Annotated in this window: 24 protein-coding genes and 1 pseudogene; all 25 read right to left on the bottom strand. The window is 40.4% G+C overall.

Features of this window, described 5'->3' with window-relative positions:
* Window positions 1–94 precede the first annotated feature (94 nt).
* The 25 genes and pseudogenes from ACYQ5K_RS16525 to ACYQ5K_RS16405 all read right to left on the bottom strand — a co-directional run bounded on the left by ACYQ5K_RS16525 (window position 95) and on the right by ACYQ5K_RS16405 (window position 19,042).
* Window positions 95–367: a hypothetical protein gene (locus ACYQ5K_RS16525; protein WP_173689043.1), complete on the bottom strand. Its 273-nt coding sequence runs from the start codon at window positions 365–367 to the stop codon at window positions 95–97.
* 263 nt (window positions 368–630) lie between these two features.
* Window positions 631–867 carry a recombinase family protein gene (locus ACYQ5K_RS16520; protein ID WP_330586070.1) on the bottom strand — a complete coding sequence of 79 codons (237 nt, stop codon included), beginning with the start codon at window positions 865–867 and terminating at the stop codon, window positions 631–633.
* On the bottom strand, window positions 839–1,000 hold the full coding sequence (locus ACYQ5K_RS16515; protein ID WP_173689044.1) for a hypothetical protein: 162 nt from the start codon (window positions 998–1,000) through the stop codon (window positions 839–841). The genes ACYQ5K_RS16520 and ACYQ5K_RS16515 overlap by 29 nt, the downstream gene beginning before the upstream one ends.
* Before the next feature lie 13 nt (window positions 1,001–1,013).
* Window positions 1,014–1,619 (bottom strand): helix-turn-helix domain-containing protein, encoded by a 606-nt coding sequence (locus tag ACYQ5K_RS16510; protein ID WP_173689045.1) that lies wholly within the window; start codon window positions 1,617–1,619, stop codon window positions 1,014–1,016.
* A gap of 30 nt (window positions 1,620–1,649) precedes the next feature.
* Window positions 1,650–2,309 (bottom strand): phosphatase PAP2 family protein, encoded by a 660-nt coding sequence (locus ACYQ5K_RS16505; protein WP_173689046.1) that lies wholly within the window; start codon window positions 2,307–2,309, stop codon window positions 1,650–1,652.
* 152 nt (window positions 2,310–2,461) lie between these two features.
* Window positions 2,462–3,364 (bottom strand): ABC transporter permease, encoded by a 903-nt coding sequence (locus tag ACYQ5K_RS16500; RefSeq protein WP_459778026.1) that lies wholly within the window; start codon window positions 3,362–3,364, stop codon window positions 2,462–2,464.
* Window positions 3,364–4,275 (bottom strand): ABC transporter ATP-binding protein, encoded by a 912-nt coding sequence (locus ACYQ5K_RS16495; RefSeq protein WP_459778024.1) that lies wholly within the window; start codon window positions 4,273–4,275, stop codon window positions 3,364–3,366. Before ACYQ5K_RS16495 ends, ACYQ5K_RS16500 begins: the two co-directional genes overlap by 1 nt.
* Before the next feature lie 178 nt (window positions 4,276–4,453).
* Window positions 4,454–4,642 (bottom strand): hypothetical protein, encoded by a 189-nt coding sequence (locus ACYQ5K_RS16490; protein WP_459778023.1) that lies wholly within the window; start codon window positions 4,640–4,642, stop codon window positions 4,454–4,456.
* A gap of 1 nt (window position 4,643) precedes the next feature.
* Window positions 4,644–5,087: a hypothetical protein gene (locus ACYQ5K_RS16485; protein ID WP_459778022.1), complete on the bottom strand. Its 444-nt coding sequence runs from the start codon at window positions 5,085–5,087 to the stop codon at window positions 4,644–4,646.
* Window positions 5,088–5,236: 149 nt separating this feature from the next.
* On the bottom strand, window positions 5,237–5,419 hold the full coding sequence (locus ACYQ5K_RS16480; protein WP_173689051.1) for a cysteine-rich KTR domain-containing protein: 183 nt from the start codon (window positions 5,417–5,419) through the stop codon (window positions 5,237–5,239).
* Entirely contained in the window at window positions 5,397–6,029 is a 633-nt protein-coding gene (locus ACYQ5K_RS16475; RefSeq protein ID WP_459778020.1) for a TetR/AcrR family transcriptional regulator, read from the bottom strand. Before ACYQ5K_RS16475 ends, ACYQ5K_RS16480 begins: the two co-directional genes overlap by 23 nt.
* A 98-nt stretch (window positions 6,030–6,127) precedes the next feature.
* Window positions 6,128–6,754 (bottom strand): DUF998 domain-containing protein, encoded by a 627-nt coding sequence (locus ACYQ5K_RS16470; protein WP_459778018.1) that lies wholly within the window; start codon window positions 6,752–6,754, stop codon window positions 6,128–6,130.
* Complete coding sequence (locus tag ACYQ5K_RS16465; protein WP_459778017.1) at window positions 6,751–7,356, bottom strand: TetR/AcrR family transcriptional regulator; 606 nt, start codon at window positions 7,354–7,356, stop codon at window positions 6,751–6,753. Before ACYQ5K_RS16465 ends, ACYQ5K_RS16470 begins: the two co-directional genes overlap by 4 nt.
* A gap of 102 nt (window positions 7,357–7,458) precedes the next feature.
* The gene (locus tag ACYQ5K_RS16460) at window positions 7,459–8,100 is read right to left on the bottom strand and encodes a GNAT family N-acetyltransferase (protein ID WP_459778015.1); all 642 of its coding nucleotides are present in this window, start codon (window positions 8,098–8,100) and stop codon (window positions 7,459–7,461) included.
* A gap of 188 nt (window positions 8,101–8,288) precedes the next feature.
* A complete protein-coding gene (locus tag ACYQ5K_RS16455) occupies window positions 8,289–8,882 on the bottom strand; it encodes a TetR/AcrR family transcriptional regulator (RefSeq protein ID WP_173689054.1) in 594 nt (197 codons plus the stop codon).
* Between the two features lie 171 nt (window positions 8,883–9,053).
* Complete coding sequence (locus ACYQ5K_RS16450) at window positions 9,054–11,054, bottom strand: oleate hydratase (protein ID WP_173689056.1); 2,001 nt, start codon at window positions 11,052–11,054, stop codon at window positions 9,054–9,056.
* A 132-nt stretch (window positions 11,055–11,186) separates the two neighbouring features.
* Window positions 11,187–11,762: a TetR/AcrR family transcriptional regulator gene (locus ACYQ5K_RS16445; protein ID WP_173689057.1), complete on the bottom strand. Its 576-nt coding sequence runs from the start codon at window positions 11,760–11,762 to the stop codon at window positions 11,187–11,189.
* A 50-nt stretch (window positions 11,763–11,812) separates the two neighbouring features.
* Window positions 11,813–12,634, bottom strand: coding sequence for a purine-nucleoside phosphorylase (locus tag ACYQ5K_RS16440; protein ID WP_173689058.1), 822 nt, complete (start codon window positions 12,632–12,634; stop codon window positions 11,813–11,815).
* 36 nt (window positions 12,635–12,670) lie between these two features.
* Window positions 12,671–12,796: pseudogene (locus tag ACYQ5K_RS16435) on the bottom strand (phosphopentomutase); the annotation flags it as partial.
* Between the two features lie 17 nt (window positions 12,797–12,813).
* Complete coding sequence (add, locus tag ACYQ5K_RS16430; protein ID WP_173689059.1) at window positions 12,814–13,791, bottom strand: adenosine deaminase; 978 nt, start codon at window positions 13,789–13,791, stop codon at window positions 12,814–12,816.
* Window positions 13,792–13,981: 190 nt separating this feature from the next.
* Window positions 13,982–14,632, bottom strand: a complete 651-nt coding sequence (locus ACYQ5K_RS16425; RefSeq protein ID WP_173689060.1) for a thiamine diphosphokinase — start codon at window positions 14,630–14,632, stop codon at window positions 13,982–13,984.
* Complete coding sequence (rpe, locus tag ACYQ5K_RS16420; RefSeq protein WP_173689061.1) at window positions 14,625–15,287, bottom strand: ribulose-phosphate 3-epimerase; 663 nt, start codon at window positions 15,285–15,287, stop codon at window positions 14,625–14,627. Before rpe ends, ACYQ5K_RS16425 begins: the two co-directional genes overlap by 8 nt.
* 3 nt (window positions 15,288–15,290) lie before the next feature.
* On the bottom strand, window positions 15,291–16,178 hold the full coding sequence (rsgA, locus tag ACYQ5K_RS16415) for a ribosome small subunit-dependent GTPase A (protein WP_173689062.1): 888 nt from the start codon (window positions 16,176–16,178) through the stop codon (window positions 15,291–15,293).
* Window positions 16,179–16,190: 12 nt separating this feature from the next.
* Entirely contained in the window at window positions 16,191–18,305 is a 2,115-nt protein-coding gene (gene pknB, locus ACYQ5K_RS16410; RefSeq protein WP_178024362.1) for a Stk1 family PASTA domain-containing Ser/Thr kinase, read from the bottom strand.
* Window positions 18,299–19,042, bottom strand: coding sequence for a Stp1/IreP family PP2C-type Ser/Thr phosphatase (locus tag ACYQ5K_RS16405; RefSeq protein WP_117822698.1), 744 nt, complete (start codon window positions 19,040–19,042; stop codon window positions 18,299–18,301). The genes pknB and ACYQ5K_RS16405 overlap by 7 nt, the downstream gene beginning before the upstream one ends.
* Between the last annotated feature and the right edge of the window lie 2 nt (window positions 19,043–19,044).

Genomic DNA, 19,044 nt, shown 5'->3' with positions numbered 1-19,044 from the left:
GTAAAGTAACATAGAAGATGTATAGAAGTTCCACTCCATGAGAGAATTATCTCATGAAAAAAGGAAACTGTCTAAACGGTGGGTTATTCATCGCTTACGAAAATAACGTTAAGCTATTATTACTTTGACTTCCTGCAATCCACCACTGTTGATTGTTGTTTCCGAAATAGACTTTTGCAGGGTTTTTCACTCCGTCATTATCATTTGTATCATAGCTTTTTAATTCTTCAACAGTTGAAAACTGCTCTTTCGTTGGCGATTGATTTTCTTCTGCATGAACGCTGGTACTAAATGCCGGAAACATAGTCAATACCATTGCACTTACCAGCAAAAATGAACAAGGCTTTTTCAAATATCTTTGTTTCATATTTACTTTCTGCTCCTTTCCTTGACTTTTCTCAAAAGGTACACTCTTTAATAGCTATTATATCATTATCTAGTATTCAAGTATAGCTGAAAACGCCTGTTTTTCAATAAATTAATCATTTAGAACAGCTTTGAAGATGTAATTTTTGCTAAGATTGCCAGATTATATTTTTTGCAAAAAATGTACCTTTTAATAGTTCAGAACAGACTATTTCTGCTGTAATAAGCGATATTCCCTTAATTTCCTATAAAACATAGCTCCACTCATTTTGCACACTTCCAAGACTTCCGATAAAGGAAACCTTTTCTTTTCCCATTTATAGACAAGTCCCCAAAATTCTCTGGAAGTACAATTTCTGGTCTGTCAAATTTTACGCCCTTTGCTTTCGCCACTGCTATGCCCTGTGCCTGTCTTTTTCTGATGTTCTCACGCTCATTCTGCGCAACAAATGATAGTATCTGTAACACAAGGTCAGCAATGAATGTGCCCATTAAATTCATTTATTGCCTCCCACGGATTGTCTGCATGGTAATCCAGTCCTACCACATCATATCCTGCAAATAATGTTTTATAATGGTCCGCTTCCATAGCATTTCCACCTTTTCCATGAATATATAGAACTAATTGTCTCATGAATCTTACCTCTCTATCTTCCTTTCATGTATAAACCTGCTTTCAACACCAAAAGCAGAAATGCCAGTGCTGTTGCATATGTCTCCCCTGTCAAAGCCAGAAACAGTACTGCTGCGATACCAAGCAATATGGAAAATACAATTACCATCTTGTATACTTTTTCAATTTTTAACTGCGTAACTATGATCTCTACAACTCCAATTAACATTAATAAAAAGAACAATACCCAATAAACCATCCTGTTAAAGGCTGATGTTTCTGCATAGCCGAACAGATTTACGGATGCAATATATTCTTTCATTGATTTTGGATACAGAGGCAGCACAATCAGCAGAAAATGAAACAAGTCAATAGCCCCGATCAGAATGCTGCACAGATTCTGCATATTGGATTTATTTTCTTTCTCCGCAATTGAAAGTAATTTTTCCCCAGACAACAGTTCATCAATTGTCACAGCGAAAAACGACGAAATTTCTTTTAGCGAATCAATACTCGGATACCCTCTGCCCGATTCCCACTTCGAAATAGCTGTCCTTGAAACAAACAGAGCTTCTGCCAATTCTTCCTGTGTTAAGCCTCTGCTGCTTCTTAACTCTTTCAGTTTTTCATTAAATTCCATGGCAGAACCTCCATTCATTCTCACTCGTAATTACTTATCATCACAAAATAACAGAACCATTGCTTTGTACAAGCAATACAGCCCCGCACTCAAAATCATAGCACCAACGATATCCGTAAACCAATGCACTCCTGCAACCAGTCTTCCAAACACCATAAATGTAGAAAAAATGATTGACATTACACACACAAATCTTCTAAGCAACAGATTTGTGCTTCTGCGATTTACCTGATATACCAAAGTAGGCATAACGCTTAGTACAAGCAGCGTTGTAGATGATGGATAAGATGCCTCAAGCATCCCATCAATCAGAATTGGTCTGTAATTAATCGGAATCATCTCAAAAATCAGATATCCCAAAATCACTGCTACATAATAAATTCCAAGGAAAATCAGATCTCTGTCAACCTTAAAAAGACTTTTCCTTTTTATCAGTTGTACGAAACCAACTCCACCAAATGTCATACATACAAATATCGGTACAAGACCTAACCAGTCGGTAATCGTATAGATTGCCATGTGTACTCCGGTAACTCTGTGAAACCAGCAGTTAAAGGTTGCGAATCCAATCTCCGTGTCCTTCTGTCCTACCGACTGCACATCCACACATTGTATTAAACATGTCCAGATTACAAACATTACAAGTAACGCAGTTCCTAAAATTAATAGCTTCTTTCCGTTTTTCTTCATTTTATTTTACCTTCCTTTTCTTTTTTACCTGTTGGCTGATTGGAAGGTAACATATACTACGAAAAATAGTAAGAATCGTGCTGTCACATGAGCGACACCTATCGTGTCATCAGGTGAAACACGCGACTTTCACCCGCCGAAAATAATATTTTCTATCGTCCGCCTTCACCCTCTGGCAGCAATGTAACCAAATAATAAATTATTCCAAATACAGTTATGCTTCCCATCATAATGCCGATCATCTGATTTACCCTTACCACATTTCCATGAAATACCGGATTGCAATCAAGAGTGTCTCTTATCACTTCAACCATTTCATCCGGATAATGTTTTCTCTCCATCTCTCTGAAAACTCCGTGAAGCATATGATTCTTAATCAATGAAGTGGCATAGGTACTCGGAAGATAAGACAGCGCCTTCTGAAGACCTGAACCAAAATTTGAAATCGGCATATAAGCACCACATATAAAACCATATCCTGCGCTGACAATTGTACCCACAGCTGAAAGCTGTCCCTGTGTTGTCAATGGAAAGCTAATGATACTTGAGAGCGTACTTCCAAACAGGACGAGCAATATCATATCAAATAAAACCCATAATACATCTGCTGCATTCATATACCATCCCATTTTAAGTAAATATCCCAGGCATAATACAAACGCAAGTCCATTGACCATCAAAGAATTAGCAACTGTTGACAGAAAATATCCTAAATAAATTTTCCCCTTGCTGACAGGCGAAACATTAAAATCCTTCCTTGTTCCGTTTGCCTTGTCCTGCACCATAGTCAGATTCACACAGAATGTTACAGTAATACAGCTCACTGCCATAAGTGATGCTGTCAGCTGTGCTGCCACGGTTCCATTGATGAGCTTATCCGAAATCGTGATCATATCCGGAATCGCCGCTGTAAAAGAATCTCTGAAAACTTTTGCAAGAAACGTAGCATACAGAACAATCAAAATGACGGGTGTGATCATTGACGTAAACAACATCCCTTTATCTTTAAAAAACAGTTTCCTGTTCCTGTTCATTAGTGCCAATACTGTTCCCATCAATGCTCACCTCCAAGCTTCTTCCCTGTGACTGCAAGAAATACATCATCCATACCGCCTTTTACTACTTCATAATCCATGAATAACTCCTGATGTTCTACAATAAGCTCCGTAGCTTCTTTCGTATTTCTTACTTTTATCTGATATCCGTCACGTATTTTTTTATATTCTCTGTTCAATGACTTTATTTCATCTTCAGAAACACCATAAACAGACACGATATCCTGCACATAATCATTTTTAAGTTCAAACGGTGTACCTTCCGCTGCAATACTTCCTTTGTCAAGAATCACAACATACCCGGCATTAGCAGCTTCCTCCATATAATGTGTGGTCAGAAATACTGTCATATTTTCTGTTTTCTGAAGCTTCTCGATAACATTCCAGATTAACTGCCTTGTCTGTGGATCAAGCCCTGTAGTAGGCTCGTCAAGAATCAAAATTTCCGGTCTGTGCAATAATGCGCGGGCAATATCAATCCTTCTTCTCTGACCGCCCGACAGCTTACCTACAGGTCTGTTTAAGAACTCGTCAAAATCCAGAATCTCGACCAGCTCCTGTAATCTCTTATCAAAGGCATTTCCTGTAATGCCATACAAAGCAGCTCTGCTCATTAGGTTTTCTTTTACCGTTAGTGGTTTATCAAGAACGCTATCCTGAAATACAACACCAAGCATTCGTTTTGTCTGTGCGCCGGCTTTGTCAGCTTCTATTCCGTTTATCTGAACCGTTCCACTGTCTTTTTTCAGCAGTCCACAGAGAATGGAAATGGTTGTACTTTTCCCTGCACCGTTTACTCCAAGAAACGCAAACAATTCTCCTTTTTTCACACGAAAGCTCAAATCATTTACCGCTTTTACTTCGCCAAAGCTTTTATTCAGGTGTCTGATTTTAATGATATCTGATTCCATATCTTCTCCTTATGTTTTCATTTTTTCTTAAATGCTGCAGCATATGTTGGATTTATCTTTTAAAATAAAATCTATATATTAAAAAGTAATATAAATGCAAAAATTGTCCATGCCCATTAGCAGTTACCAATCGATTACTTATATTGCAGTAACCAATTGGTAACTTGTCAACCTTTTTCTAATCTTCTATCACTTCTATCGGATGAGCATCCGAAACATAAATCATCGCATCATAAAGTTCTGCCGAAGATGCCCATACACGGTAGCCTCTTGGAAGAATTCTGTATAATGTACTGTACGTTTGATAACAGAATGCTTTTTCATACTCTTCTTCATCACACTGTTGCCCCTTTCCAATCTTTAACAACTCATATTAAAACCGCATTCATATAGCTTATTAGGATATGACACGGAGCAAAGATAACCGCAAAAATCAATAGTAAGATATTGCCGCTTATAATACCGCTTTCAATAAATAGCAAAGATGGGATAATTGATAGATATAAGGACTTTCGTATAGAATCCTCTTTCCAGAATACTATCCAGCCTAAGCAATACAATACTACGAGCATCACCCCAAAAAACAGATATACTGTTTTCCCCTGTTTAAACCAATACCCGCTGTTCATAAAAGGGATTATAAGAAACATGCTGAAAAAACAGCCAAACCTCCCAATCTGCTCAAGAAATTCAACTATTTTATTCTGATACCGATTTTCGAATCCATCTTTACATGTTATTGCAAACACAATATTAGGGATTAAAATCACACTAACAAAAATCAGTCCCCAGTAATTCAAGTATTTATTCATAATGCTCTCCTCTCCAACAGAGCGAGATACGCTTTGCGAATCTCGCTCTGATTAGCGGTCGTCAAATGCACTGCATAAATGCATGCATTTTCCTCGTCGCCATAACAAATAAGACGCAGGCAAAAAACATTTCGTTTCTGCTCTGCGTCTTAGCGTCTGGCAATAGATTGATAATCCACTATATGATCCTTTACATTGATAATAAAACTTTTTTTACATTTTGGACAAAACAGCGGAAAATGCTTTAATTCCGTATCATCCAGTATCTGTGTCCGTGTTTTTGCACCACATACCGGACACAAGATCCATTTATCCGTTACTACTGCTTTCATCTGACCTGTCACCTCCTGATAAATCCCACAAAGTGCTGTCCTTCACACCTAAGCCTTTTAAATATGTCATACCGGTATTATGAAGCATACGATACATATTTTCTTTCGTATCCTTGACGATTCCTGATGCAATAAGGGTTCCTATCCCCTGTGTATACACCATCATTGTCATCGCAAAATCCATTACCTGTCTTGGTGTAATCCCAAGCAGTTCTGCCATCTCCTGATACATATTAGCTGCATCCTGATTATTCGTCTGTAACTCGAAGCCTGTACTTAGCAGCTGGCTTCGCTCTCCCATGTAAAGGAAACGAAACAGATTAGGATTTTCTAATGCTAAGTCAATGGTTCCTTTTCCTCTTTGTTCGAATGTTGCAAGTTCGTTTTCATTCTGACTATAATACTTATCCTCTACATACTGCTCCGCAAAAGGAATCAATTCCTCACGCAATCCATCCATTCCACCAAACTGCCATGAAATCGGTGCTGTAGAGCATCCCAGTTCCCCAGCTACAGCTTTTATGTTAAGAGCGGCATATCCATTTTTTGAAACAAGCTCCAGTGCAGCCTGCAACATATCTTCTTTTTTTATTTTTGGACTACTTGGCATATAAAATCTCCAATACTATAAATTAGTTTATTATAAACTTGTTTATAGTATATCACTTTATACATACATGTCAATGACAAGTATCTATTTTTCACTTTCTAAAACGTCATCCGATACAGTTCTATTCCAAGCACTGCATTATATCCTGTCGCAGCAAACACACTGAATCTTTCAACAATCCCGAAATAATCCTTCGGTACAATATTCATCCCTATTGCACCTACCATCATCATACCAAGAGCAATTGCTGCAAAAATGCCATAAGAACGACAGCTTTTATCCTTTGCTCCGGCAATAATAATCAAAACCAGAGATACTATGGACAATAAAACAACGATCACGGTCGAAAAAATATGCATCTTATCCTGAAATGTACCTGCATAGCCACTGTCACTTAAAGGAAACATGCCAAATCCTACTGCTGACACCCACTCCATAACCGTGAACAGATAGATGCCTACCCGCAGGAGTCTGTTTTTCTTACCCTGAATGCCTATACATACCATCATTGCACACACCAGAGTACATACATTGTACAGACTGCTTAGCTGGTTCCACAACTGAAGCGATGGTGCATTCGATGCACTAAGGTCACTTACCGCCTGTGCCATCCAGTCATAGCCCGGATATGCAAGCGGTGAAAATACAACCGCTGCTGTATATGACAAAAAAGCTGCTACTCCAAGTAAACCACAATAATTCAATAAACTCTTTTTCTTTATCATACAGCATTCTCCTCACAAAACCATTTCAGATAATCGTTCAAAAGATTCTTATCTGTTTCATAGCTACACTTACCATTGCTCTGATCCAGTTCGTAATCCATCAGTCCATGTACGGTCATAGCAAAGCTTACCGCACTCATATCCGGATTTGTAAAATGAAGTAATTTATGTATTTCCATCGCATAGAACAGCTGCTTCGTTGCTATAATCATCTTATCCGTCTCTTCTGCGACAATTTTGGCTGCCATAGGATTCAGACTTCTTTCGGAATAGATAACCTTGTAGAAATTTAACATATGTTCCTGCTTGTTCATGTTAAAATATCCGCCGACCATCATCTTCAATATTTCCAAAGCACTCTTGCCGGCAAAAATAACCGTATAATCAATCGCACCTATATTGACATTTTTCTTAGCCTCTTCCCGGAGAAATTGATACATTACTTCAACAAGCTCCTCTTTGGATGCAAAATGATTGTATAATGATGGTTTTTTTATCCCAACTTTATCTGCAATCATATTCATGGATACATTACCAAGTCCTTTATTCGCCGCCAGCTCCAATGTAGCCATAATAATCTCTTTTTTTCTTGTATCACTCATTATTCGTTTTAACCATCCCCTATGTATTACCTATTGGTTTTGTTTTAACTACCATTCGGTAGTTTCACTATATCACATCGCTCAGCATAATTCAAGTACAGGTTAGAATAACTGTCCCGGCAGTTTCTTTTTCTCTTTATATGGAAACTGCTTATCAAACTCTTCTGCCTCCTGCTCATCTACAAGATAGCTTTCCGGTGTTGCATACTCTCCAGTAATCCCGTTAAGATAACCCGGTACAAGTTCTTTACACAAGAAGAATGATGCATCTTCCCCCTCTGGCAATCCATGATATCGAATGCCATACTCGCTTGCCTGTCTGAATCCACTCTTACCGTAAAAATCGATATTTCCTTCAAAGCATAGTGCTCCACAGCCAAGCTCTGCAGCTTTCTCCAATGAATAATCAAGCAGGATTTTACCATATCCTTTCCGCTTATATTCATTCTTGATACAGATTGGTCCCATCGTCATAATTGGGATATTTCTTCCATCATCCGCTTTAATACTCGTTCTCATAAACATGTTCTGACCGATCAGCTTGTCCTCTTTGCCATTTTCATTAAGAAACATCACAAAATCCAGTTCCGGAACAAATGCCGGATCATTTCTGAGCTGATGCAATACATAATGCTCAAGGCATCCTGGACGATACACATTCCAAAAGCTGTCTCTTACCAAATTTTCTACTTTCTGATGTTCTTCCTTTTTCTCTAAACGAATCATAATATTACTTTTTTCCATTTCTTTTATGTCCTCTCTTAAAAACTACGAGAAACACGCTTTGCGAGTTTCTCGAGTTATCGCGGTGCTCGCCAAATCTGCATGCAAGCATGCGATTTTTCTCGCTACTCGCGTAAATAAAAACCGATAATCCTGATTTTTCAGTATCAGAATTAACGGCTCTGCGTCTTAAGCGTCTGGCTCTTATTTTACTGTTTCATTTCTTCTACCATTTTGTTCAGCATCTGTTCAAACTGGCATTTTACTTTCGCCTTATCTGCTGCTCCATCATACATGCTATAATAGAAAAACATATTTGCATAAAATTGAACCGCAGTTTCTTCTGGATTTTTCATTTCCATACTTTTGAACAAATCCTTCACGTATTCTGCCGGTCCGGATGCCAGATATTGCTGATATAAATTCTGCATCTCTTCACTGCGAAACTGCTCTATGGTCAGCATCTTCCGAAACGATGATGCAAAATCATCCTCTGTCCAGTATTCAAACATAGACTTGCTGTATTCCACAAAATCATCCAGTGATACTGTCTCATACTTTTCAGGCATTTTTTCTTTTTCCTCTTCCGGCATATCATATTCTGTTGCCTGTTCGCCATCCTGCTGCTCCATACGCTGCACAATACAGTCAAAAATATCTCTTTTGCTTTTGTAATGACGGTACAATGCCCCTTTTGTCATATCAAGTTCTCCTGCTATCTGGCTGACTGAGACAGCCTCATAACCATCTCTGGCAAACAGATGCAGTGCCACAATTAATATTTCCTCTTTCCTATTTCCCATACACATTTCCTCCAATATAAATAAACGATCGTTTACATCTTTATAATAGTAAACGGTCGTTTATTTGTCAAGACTTTTCTTTTTGCTTATATTATCTCTTTTTATAAATCAACAGCTCTGGATTTTCACCATCCTCATCACGTCCCAATATGGAATATATCTGTTTTTATTCTACATTCCGTCTTTAAGCACGTTATGATCACGAAGTACCTTTTCGATCACATTTCCTTTTACAAGCTTCAGAAGCGGTTTTTTCAGTGCATTCAGAGGACCCGGAAGCTGGATTTCAAGCGGAGATTTTCCATCCATAAGTTTTACGGAGCTGTCAAGAAGCTCACGGATATCATAGACACTTCCCCATACTTCCGGAACCCCGCGGTCAACTTTGAGAAGCCCATAGACAGCTTCCATTGCTGTACGCACCGAATACTCTGTTGTGAACACAGTATCTCTCGGAGTCTCTGCAAACTGTCCAAGGAATGCAAAGTTGACGCATCCATCCGGAATAACATCCGGGCGGTCACCTTTCGTACGCGGCATGAAAAATGCTGTAATATAAGGCATCATTGTCGGTACGCAGACTGCACTGTTTTCTGCCAGATCCATGATCTGATCTTCCGGCACACCAAGATGATAGAGCCATTCAGCGGTGATTTCTTTTCCGGTACAATCTTTCATCGGTTTCTTGATATAATCTCCCGGTACATCTGTAAATAATCCGTAAACCCAGACACAGACTTTGTCTTTATCCTGATCCTTAAACTGTCCCTGACGATTGATGGTCCAGCTAAGGAGCCAGCTGGAATCTTGACAGCTGACAATACCACCCGTTACAACATTTCCGGTACGTGGATCACGTTTACAGATATCTGTGATATATGGAATGATCTTTTCATCCAGTGTTGTAACTGTCGCAGACTCCCAATTTGTCTTGGAAATATCAGAACAGAATTTTTCAGGATGTCCAAAAGAAGGATCCTGACTTGCAATATTTTTCCAGAGACTCCACACTCCGCTTGTACGGACTTCTGCATCCCCGTTCGGTGCATGATTCTGATCTCCGTAAATAGTTCCTTCTGTACAGCTTCCGTTTGTAACAAACACAAGATCGTTTTCTGTCAGAACAATGCCTCTTTCCTGTCCGTTTACCTTACACTCAATTGCTGAAGCAATCTTTTTATTTCCTTCAAATTTAAATACAACATTTGTAACTTCTGTATTGAACTGGAAATCTACACCTGCTTCTTCCAGATATTTCTGCATTGGAAGGATAAGTGATTCGTACTGGTTATATTTTGTAAATTTCAGTGCACTGAAATCAGGCAGTCCTGCGATATGGTGGATAAATCTCTGGAAATATAATTTCATTTCCAAGGCACTGTGCCAGTTTTCAAATGCAAACATGGTTCTCCAGTAAAGCCAGAATGTGGAATCAAATACTTCCTCATCGAAAACATCTTCAATCTTCTTATCATAAAGATCTTCATCCTTTGTCATGAAGAGCTTCATAATCTCCATACAGCCTTTCTGACTAAGATTAAATTTTCCGTCTGTATGTGCATCTTCTCCACGATTTACCGTTGCACGGCAAAGAGAGTAGTTCGGATCATGCTTATTGAGCCAGTAGTATTCGTCAAGTACCGAAACTCCCGGTGTTTCGATGGATGGAATGCTTCTGAAAAGATCCCAGAGACATTCGAAATGGTTTTCCATCTCTCGTCCGCCACGCATTACGTATCCGCGGGAAGAATCATAGATTCCGTCACAGGCGCCTCCGGCGATATCCATTGCCTCCAGAATATGGATATGCGATCCCGGCATCTGAGCATCACGAACAAGGAAACATGCAGCTGCAAGTGAAGCAAGTCCGCTTCCTACGATATAGGCATGTTTTTCATCAACACCTTCCGGTTTTTCAGGATGTGCAAATGCTTCATAGTTTCCGTTGGAATAATAGATTCCTTTACTGTTACGGTCATATTTTCCACGTTCTGTATTGCGATAATTATTCGGAACAGAAGAACCGGCAGATGATTTTTTTCCAAATATAGAAGTATTGGATTCCGAAGAATTGCCGGATTCTTTTTTAGCCTTCTGTGCGAGATAGATTGCTGTTCCTGTTCCTGCTGCCACCGCAGAGATCACACCGAGTTTCGATTTTTTATTTGCCATAATGATAACCACCTTTCAAAACTTGTTGTGGCTATCATATGATTTTTTGTGAGGATTTTCAATTTACAAAAAAGGACAAGTGATAAAAAACTTATCATCTGCCCTCTTTTGTAAAGTTTCTCTCGAATAGTATTAAAGCTTTTCCTTTTCGGAAATAACTGCAAAGTTCTCAATAGAATTAGTAAGACTTCCATGGATCGTAATGCTGATCTTTTTTGCAAGATCCACATAATCATCTTTCATTCCCTGCTTGATCCAGTCAAGCATAATTCCTACAAAACTATATTTATAAAAATCAGCAATAAAACGCCTGTCTTCTTCGGAAATATTTGTTTCTTCCGCCTTTTCTTCTACAACGTTCATCAATAGATCTGATGTCAGATGAAACAAAAAACTTTCTATCTGATCCCTGCTGATACAACGGTAAGCATTCAGAATAAAAGGTTTATTCTCATAAACGGCATCAAAAATCTGTACCAGACCTTCCGACCAGGTATCATAGGTCTTTTTTCCGGCAAGGGCACGTGTCGCATCTTCTAAGCAGGCCCACTCAACCAGATCATAAATATCTTTAAAATGATAGTAAAATGCCATGCGACTGATTCCGCAATCTTCCGTCAGATCACGGATCGTTATTTTATCAAGTGGCTTATGAAGCATTAACTTTTTCAGAGATTCTTCCAGAACTTGTTTTGTCTGATTCACCATAGCATCTTTCCTTTCTGATTCTCTTTTTATTGAATGACGCGGTTCGCTCGTCAGATATTCGTAACCACCGCAGTGATCAGTTCTTTAAACTGTACTGCCACCCGGTCTGCCGTTTCCTGCACTTCTTTGTGATTAAGAGGTTTCTTCGATACACCTGCCGCCATGTTCGTGATGCAGGAAATTCCACAGATTTCCATTCCCATATGTTTTGCCGCAACAGCTTCGCATGCCGTACTCATTCCCACTGCATCTCCTCCCCAGCTTCGACACATTCTGATTTCCGCAGGCGTCTCATATGCCGGTCCTGTAAACTGCACATAAACTCCTTCTCGAAGAGGAATTTCAAGTTTTTCAGCTTCTGCTTTGATGATTTCCCGCATTCTTAAGCTGTATACTTCACTCATATCCGGAAATCTTGTACCAAGTTCCTCCGGATTTTCTCCGATAAGAGGACTTGGAATGGCTGTGGTGATATGATCGGTGATCAGCATAAAGTCTCCCGGTTTATAATTCAGATTGACACCACCTGCCGCATTGGTAAGTACCAGCTTTTTAGCCCCCAGCATTCCCATAAGCCTTGTAGGAAGCACCACATCTGTCATCGGATAGCCTTCATAATAATGCACTCTTCCCTGCATGATCACTATCGGTACTTTTTCAACGTATCCGAATACGAATCTTCCCTTATGACCTGCAACGGTAGATGTTGGAAAGCCTTCAATATCAGCATAGTCAATGGTCGTCTCTATTTTTATCTGATCGGCATAATCACCAAGTCCTGATCCGAGAATCAGTGCAACCTCCGGTACAAAATCTGTTTTTTCCCGTATACTTGCAAGACATGTCTTGATTTTTTCATATACATTGTTCATCCCTTATTCTTCTCCTTTTTCTGCTTATTCTTATCCCAATCTTTCAAGAATGGAATGACCGATGGTTCCTTCCGGCATTTTTACATCAAAATTTTCTGCCACCGTCGCTCCGATTCCAAGAGAATCCAGGACAATTACAAAAATTCTGTTGTATTTTTTCATGCTGTTCTACCTCTCTTCTACTTGCCCTCCAGCTTACGGTACAGCTTTTCTCTGACAGCATCATCTGTAAAAGCCACATCTGCCGCATTTTTCATCATAAGCAGGATTTCCTCATCCGTGATATTATACATCTTCTGAATAAATTCCAGCTCTTTCGTCATTGTTGTATTGCTGACTGTCCGGTTATCCGTATTTACTGTAACCAGTAATTTTCCATCTATAAATTCTCTGAGAGGATAAGCTTCCGCCCCCGGCACCGCCTTTGTCTGCAGATTACTGATCGGACACATCTCGATTCCGATTTTCTTTTGGGCAAGTTCGCGGATCAGATCCGCATGTCCACGCATAGCGATTCCATGTCCGATTCTTGCTGCGCCTGCATCTACTGCATTCTTTATATTTTCTGCACTTCCGCATTCGCCTGCATGAATGGTAAATGGCATTCCGATTCTTCGGGCATTTTGGAACAGATTCATAAACTCGGTCATCGGATAAGATGCTTCTGCACCTGCAAGATCCGCCGCACAGACACCTGCTCCCAGAAACTCTCTTGCAGCCTTGATCATCCGCAGGTTTTCTTCCTCGCTGTGATGACGCATTGCACAGGTAATCAGACCATACTCAATTCCAAATGTCTGCTTTCCTTTTTCCATTCCTTTTAAAAGTGCCTCGATTGCTTTTGTACAACTCATGGATGCTGTTTCTGAAAAAAGTGGTGCAAAACGGATTTCCGCATAGCATACATTTTCTCTGCTCATACTTTTCAGTACGTCAAATCCAGCTTCTTCCAGACCTCTTTCGTCCCGCAGGCACTGCCCTGGCAGATCAAATTTTTCCAGATACTCCGCAAGGCTTCGGCAGTCATCCGATACGCTCAGTTCTTCCTTCCTTACATGCCTTCCCAGCCTTCTTTCGATAAATTCCTGACTCAACGATCCATCCAGATGGCAATGAAGCTCTATCTTTGGTAATTTAATCATTTCTTCCCGCATCATATTTTTTCACACTCCTGTTCGTTTGAAATGCGATCCATATCTTGTTTTTTATTATATCACTTCCGGGAAATTATTTCTCCATAATATCCGTAAGGAAGATATACAAATTCTGAAAAAATACATATCAAAAAAGGAGAAAAGCAATCTATCATCTCCACTAATGATATCTGACTTTTCTCCTCTGTTTTTATCAGTCTCTCGTTTCCATTATCACAATACGGCCATTGCCAAAATCAATTTTCACTTCCTCTGCCTCAAACTGATTGCTTACTGTAAGACTATCACAAGGCATCAGATCATGATGACTGAGTGGCCATTTTGTACCTGTGAGATTGAAATCATAGATTTCTCCTTCCATTGAAAAGACAGAAAGATAGTTTCCGTATGCTTCTGACTTTTTCAACACACAAGATCTGTTTGTTACCCATATTTTATTTCTCGGATCCAGAATATACGCACGTACACCGGCATCGCACGCAACGGAAAGAGTCTGGATATTTGCCCACAAGTGATCGATTCTGCCACCTGTAGCTCCAAGGAGGATCATCTCCTTGCTTCCAAGAGTAATTCCCAGTCGGAGTGCAATTTCGGTATCGGTTGCATCTTTTACCGGATTGTATTCTCTGATCGGAATATTCGTTTCATTACGATAATAATCAATTACCTTAGAATCGATACTGTCAAAATCTCCAACAATATACTGTGGTTCAATCTGATGATTATACAGATATTCAAGTCCCTTATCTACCCCAATAATATATGCTTCCGGATTTTCTGCGAGAACCTTCTCTACAAATCCTTCATCAATTGTTCCTCCGCTGATAATTACTGTCTTACTCATAATTCTTTAAAATCTCCATCAACTCTTTTGTGTTCTCTCCCGGGTTACCTTTGAATACTGCGGATCCCGCAACGATCACATTCGCTCCGGCATCGAGTGCATCTTTTATATTCGATGCATAGATTCCGCCATCAACCTGAATGTCCGTCTCAAGTCCCCGTTCGTTTAACATGCCTCTGAGTTCTCTGACCTTATCAAGGGTTTCAGGAATCAATTTTTGCCCACCGAACCCCGGATGTACAGTCATGATAAGAAACATATCGACTTCACCAAGAAATTCTCTCAGAACCTCTACCGGTGTATCCGGTGAAATGGAAAGTCCTGTCTTCATGCCGCATTCTCTGATTTTTTCAAGTGTTGCACGTACATCTTCACATGCTTCATAATGAATCGTAAGGATATCTGCACCTGCTTTTGCAAATGCCTCCACGTAACGAATCGGTTCTGTGATCATCAAATGGGTATCCATTACCTGCTTCACCAATGGTTTAATCGATGCGAGCACCGGCATTCCAAATGAAATACTCGGCACAAAAACGCCATCCATTACATCGAAATGCAAGTATTCTGCCCCATTTTCCTCTGTCTGACGGATATCTTCTCCCAATTTGTAAAAATCCGCCGATAAAATAGATGGTGATAATTTGTACTGCACTTCCTAGTACCTCCTCTTTTCCTTTTGTTCCAGTTCACGGTACATCTCACAATAATCTTCGTACCGCACCGGATGCACTTTTCCTTCTTCCAAAGCTTCTTTTACCATACATCCAGGTTCGCTGATGTGGTTGCAGCCCTGGAAACGGCATCCGTTCTGATATTCCTCAAATTCCGGAAAATAGTATTTTAATTCTTCTTTTTCAAAATCATTTGTATATAAAGATGAGAATCCAGGTGTATCCATGATATATGAATCCTCATCAATCGGGATCAATTCCGAATGGCGGGTTGTGTGCTTTCCACGCTCAATCTTTTTACTGATACTGCCTGTTTCCATATTGATATTTTCCTGCAGACAGTTGATAAGTGAAGACTTTCCAACTCCGGAAGGCCCTGCAACCGTTGTCGTCTTACCTTTCAGAACAGCTTTAATCTTCTGAATGTTTTCCCCTTCTTTTGCACTGGCAAATATTACCTGATAACCGCAGGCTTCATAAGTCTTCTCCAATGCTTCAAGTTCCGGTTTATCAGCCATATCCTTTTTGTTGAAGCAAATGATAACCGGTATCTCCTGCCGTTCCATCATTACCAGGAAACGATCCAGAAGATTAAAATGTGGATCCGGCTTCTTTACCGCAAATACCACAAGTGCCTGATCAATATTTGCCACAGCGGGCCGGATGAGTTCATTCTTTCTCGGTAAAATCCGAATGATATTCCCCGTCTTCTCCTGGGCATCCAGGACCTCATATTCTACCCAATCTCCCACTAATGGTTTGATTTTTTCTTTCCGAAATATTCCTTTTGCTTTACATTCATAAACAACAGATTCTACTACGTCATAAACGTAGTAGAATCCTGCAATTCCTTTTATAATTCTTCCCTGCATATAACAGTCCTTTTAATTTCCCGTTGTGTTGCCTTCTGTGTTTCCACTGTTACCGCCGGTGGAGTTATTTGTGCCACTGCCGCCTGAGGTATTACCTCCGCCTCCGGCCTGGGATCCATTGCTTACATACAAAGTAACCACTGTTCCCACATCAACCGATGTTCCTTCTCCCGGATCAACTTTTACAATAATACCGGATGCTTCTGTACTGTCAATGTCAACTTCTGTATAAGTCAGATTTCTTGCATTTAACGCTGAAATCGCTGCTCCCAGTGTTTTCCCGGTCAGACTTGGTACCTTCACCTGATCTGCCGGCTTTGGACCTTTACTGACAACATAGCTGATGCTGGTTCCTTCATTTACTTTTTCACCGGCCTCCGGACTCTGACTGATGATCGTGCCTTCTGCATAATCATCGGAATACTCTTCGCTGCTTGTACCTCCGTCAGAAAGGTTATTTGCAGCTAAGGTTGCTGCCGCATCACTTGCATACATTCCCACAATTGGCGGAACCTTTACTTTATCCGGCTTTTTCTCACCTTTACTGATGTACAAAGTAATCTTAGAATCTGCTGAAACCTCTGTTCCTTCTGCCGGATTTGTCCTGATTGCCTTTCCGCTATCCACATCACTGCTGTATTCGCTTGTCACTGTAATGTTTTTGCTTGCGAAGCCTTGTTTTACCAATGCTTTTTTCGCTGCATCCTCATCCATTCCTTCTACACTCTGGATCGTGATCTTTGCAGGTCCTGAACTTATTACAACCTTGATCACCGTATTTTTCTTGACTTTCTTTCCGGCTTTCGTCTTCTGTTCAATAATCGTACCGGCTGCCTTATCTGATGCTTTCTCGGATTCTACTTCCAGCTTCAGCTGCTTCTTTTCGCACATCGTCTCTGCAACATTCTGCGGCTGTCCGACCAGATTCGGTACTTCGATATCACTTGAAAATGAAATCTGACTGTCTGAGCTCTTACCAAACACGCCTGCTGCTTTGCCGATCAGGAAAATCAGTGCAAATGCAACGATCACTGCAACCGCAACCATGAGGATCTTCATCATCTTGTTCATCTTCGGATCTACGCCATTTTTACTGTTACTGCGTCTGCCCCCGTTATAATCATCCTCTTCGTCATCCTCATCATAGTCATCATTTTCATCATATTCTTCATCGTCATAGCCATCATCATATTCTTCGTCATCATAATCATCGCCCTGACGCTTTTTCATACGTGCCATCCGCTCCGGCGAGATCATCACCGTATCTCCCATGCTCCGGATCGGAACCATATCTACAAATTCGCCACTCGGATCGACCAGAGCTCGCTTCAGATCCTGGATCAGTTCTCCGGCACTCTGGTAACGTCTTTCCGCGCTCTTCTGTGTACACTTGAGAATAATCTTCTCCAGCGCCGGATATAAATCCGGTGCATACTCAGAAGGCGGAGTAATATTCTCCTGTAAATGTTTCATTGCAACCGAAACAGTAGAATCACCATCGAAAGGAACCCTTCCGGTCACCATCTCATACATGGTGATACCTGCAGAATAGATATCACTCTTCTCATCACAGTAGCCGCCCCTTGCCTGCTCCGGAGATACATAGTGTACCGATCCCATTGCACTGGTGCTGACTGTCTGCGATGTTGTCGCCTTTGCAATACCAAAATCCGTAACCTTTACCTTTCCTTCTTTGGAAATGATAATATTCTGCGGTTTGATATCTCTGTGTATGATGTGATGATTGTGGGCTGCCTCAATACCGGTACACATCTGAATTGCAATACTGATCGCTTCCTTGGAAGAAAGCTTTCCTTTTTTCTGCACATATTCTTTCAGAGTGATTCCCTCTACCAGCTCCATGACCATATAATAGAGTCCTCGATCCTCCCCTACATCATATACATTGACAATATTCGGGTTCAGAAGCCCTGCTGCTGCCTGTGCTTCTGACCGGAATTTCTTTACAAAGTTTTCATCTTCCCTGTATTCTTTTTTCAGGACTTTCACTGCGACATATCTGTTCAGCATACAGTCCTTCGCCTTATATACATCCGCCATTCCACCGGCTCCGATCTTACTCAGAACCTGATAACGGCCACTTAAATAAATCCCGTCTTTTACCATATACTCACCTCATCAGAAAACGGTTCTGCAAGAACAACACTGATATTGTCATTGCCTCCGTTCTCATTCGCCCGGTCAATCAGATTCTGACCGGCTTCTACGATATCTCTTGCCCCTTTAACTATCGCAAAAATTTCTTCATCCTCTATCATATTACTTAACCCATCGGAACACATGAGAATGATATCTCCCTTTTTGAGACTGAATTCATAAAAATCTGCCTCTACATCCTCTTTTACTCCAATTGCTCTGGTAATGATATTCTTATCCGGATGATGTCTTGCCTCTTCCTCATTGATTCCTCCCAGACGAACCATCTCTTCTACCAGGGAATGGTCTCTGGAAAGCTGTCTGATATCCTTATTCAGAAGATACAGACGGCTGTCACCTACATTTATAAAATAAAGTGTATGATCGATCACAGTTGCCGCAACCAGAGTGGTTCCCATCCCCTCCAGATTAATGTCCTCATCTGCTTTCTCGATCAGCTTGTGGTTCGCTGTCTGAGCCGCATCTTTTAAAATTTCTTCCGGCCCGTCCTTTAATGTATGCTTCAGTTCTTCTTTCAGAACCTCCACCGTATATTTTGACGCAAAATCTCCTGCCTTGTGTCCACCCATTCCATCGGCTACTACCAGAAGATTCGGCAGCGTACCTAATGACTCATCTGTGGCAAACACGTAATCCTGGTTCATTTCACGTTTTCTTCCAACATCTGTCATAGAAAATATTTTCATAT

The sequence above is a fragment of the Allocoprococcus similis genome (assembly GCF_054660775.1).
This window is presented reverse-complemented; position numbering and strand designations above follow the sequence as displayed.

What these genes read in the sequence shown, in the direction of transcription:
- ACYQ5K_RS16525 (WP_173689043.1), bottom strand. Translation starts at nt 367, where the DNA reads ATGAAACAAAGATATTTGAAAAAGCCTTGTTCATTTTTGCTGGTAAGT.
- add (WP_173689059.1), bottom strand. Translation starts at nt 13,791, where the DNA reads ATGATGCGGGAAGAAATGATTAAATTACCAAAGATAGAGCTTCATTGC.
- ACYQ5K_RS16405 (WP_117822698.1), bottom strand. Translation starts at nt 19,042, where the DNA reads ATGAAAATATTTTCTATGACAGATGTTGGAAGAAAACGTGAAATGAAC.
- ACYQ5K_RS16465 (WP_459778017.1), bottom strand. Translation starts at nt 7,356, where the DNA reads ATGAGTGATACAAGAAAAAAAGAGATTATTATGGCTACATTGGAGCTG.
- ACYQ5K_RS16515 (WP_173689044.1), bottom strand. Translation starts at nt 1,000, where the DNA reads ATGAGACAATTAGTTCTATATATTCATGGAAAAGGTGGAAATGCTATG.
- ACYQ5K_RS16510 (WP_173689045.1), bottom strand. Translation starts at nt 1,619, where the DNA reads ATGGAATTTAATGAAAAACTGAAAGAGTTAAGAAGCAGCAGAGGCTTA.
- ACYQ5K_RS16455 (WP_173689054.1), bottom strand. Translation starts at nt 8,882, where the DNA reads ATGGGAAATAGGAAAGAGGAAATATTAATTGTGGCACTGCATCTGTTT.
- ACYQ5K_RS16470 (WP_459778018.1), bottom strand. Translation starts at nt 6,754, where the DNA reads ATGATAAAGAAAAAGAGTTTATTGAATTATTGTGGTTTACTTGGAGTA.
- ACYQ5K_RS16450 (WP_173689056.1), bottom strand. Translation starts at nt 11,054, where the DNA reads ATGGCAAATAAAAAATCGAAACTCGGTGTGATCTCTGCGGTGGCAGCA.
- ACYQ5K_RS16475 (WP_459778020.1), bottom strand. Translation starts at nt 6,029, where the DNA reads ATGCCAAGTAGTCCAAAAATAAAAAAAGAAGATATGTTGCAGGCTGCA.
- ACYQ5K_RS16440 (WP_173689058.1), bottom strand. Translation starts at nt 12,634, where the DNA reads ATGAACAATGTATATGAAAAAATCAAGACATGTCTTGCAAGTATACGG.
- ACYQ5K_RS16520 (WP_330586070.1), bottom strand. Translation starts at nt 867, where the DNA reads ATGAATTTAATGGGCACATTCATTGCTGACCTTGTGTTACAGATACTA.
- ACYQ5K_RS16505 (WP_173689046.1), bottom strand. Translation starts at nt 2,309, where the DNA reads ATGAAGAAAAACGGAAAGAAGCTATTAATTTTAGGAACTGCGTTACTT.
- ACYQ5K_RS16445 (WP_173689057.1), bottom strand. Translation starts at nt 11,762, where the DNA reads ATGGTGAATCAGACAAAACAAGTTCTGGAAGAATCTCTGAAAAAGTTA.
- ACYQ5K_RS16495 (WP_459778024.1), bottom strand. Translation starts at nt 4,275, where the DNA reads ATGGAATCAGATATCATTAAAATCAGACACCTGAATAAAAGCTTTGGC.
- rsgA (WP_173689062.1), bottom strand. Translation starts at nt 16,178, where the DNA reads ATGCAGGGAAGAATTATAAAAGGAATTGCAGGATTCTACTACGTTTAT.
- ACYQ5K_RS16425 (WP_173689060.1), bottom strand. Translation starts at nt 14,632, where the DNA reads ATGAGTAAGACAGTAATTATCAGCGGAGGAACAATTGATGAAGGATTT.
- ACYQ5K_RS16485 (WP_459778022.1), bottom strand. Translation starts at nt 5,087, where the DNA reads ATGAATAAATACTTGAATTACTGGGGACTGATTTTTGTTAGTGTGATT.
- ACYQ5K_RS16460 (WP_459778015.1), bottom strand. Translation starts at nt 8,100, where the DNA reads ATGGAAAAAAGTAATATTATGATTCGTTTAGAGAAAAAGGAAGAACAT.
- ACYQ5K_RS16500 (WP_459778026.1), bottom strand. Translation starts at nt 3,364, where the DNA reads ATGGGAACAGTATTGGCACTAATGAACAGGAACAGGAAACTGTTTTTT.
- ACYQ5K_RS16480 (WP_173689051.1), bottom strand. Translation starts at nt 5,419, where the DNA reads ATGAAAGCAGTAGTAACGGATAAATGGATCTTGTGTCCGGTATGTGGT.
- pknB (WP_178024362.1), bottom strand. Translation starts at nt 18,305, where the DNA reads ATGGTAAAAGACGGGATTTATTTAAGTGGCCGTTATCAGGTTCTGAGT.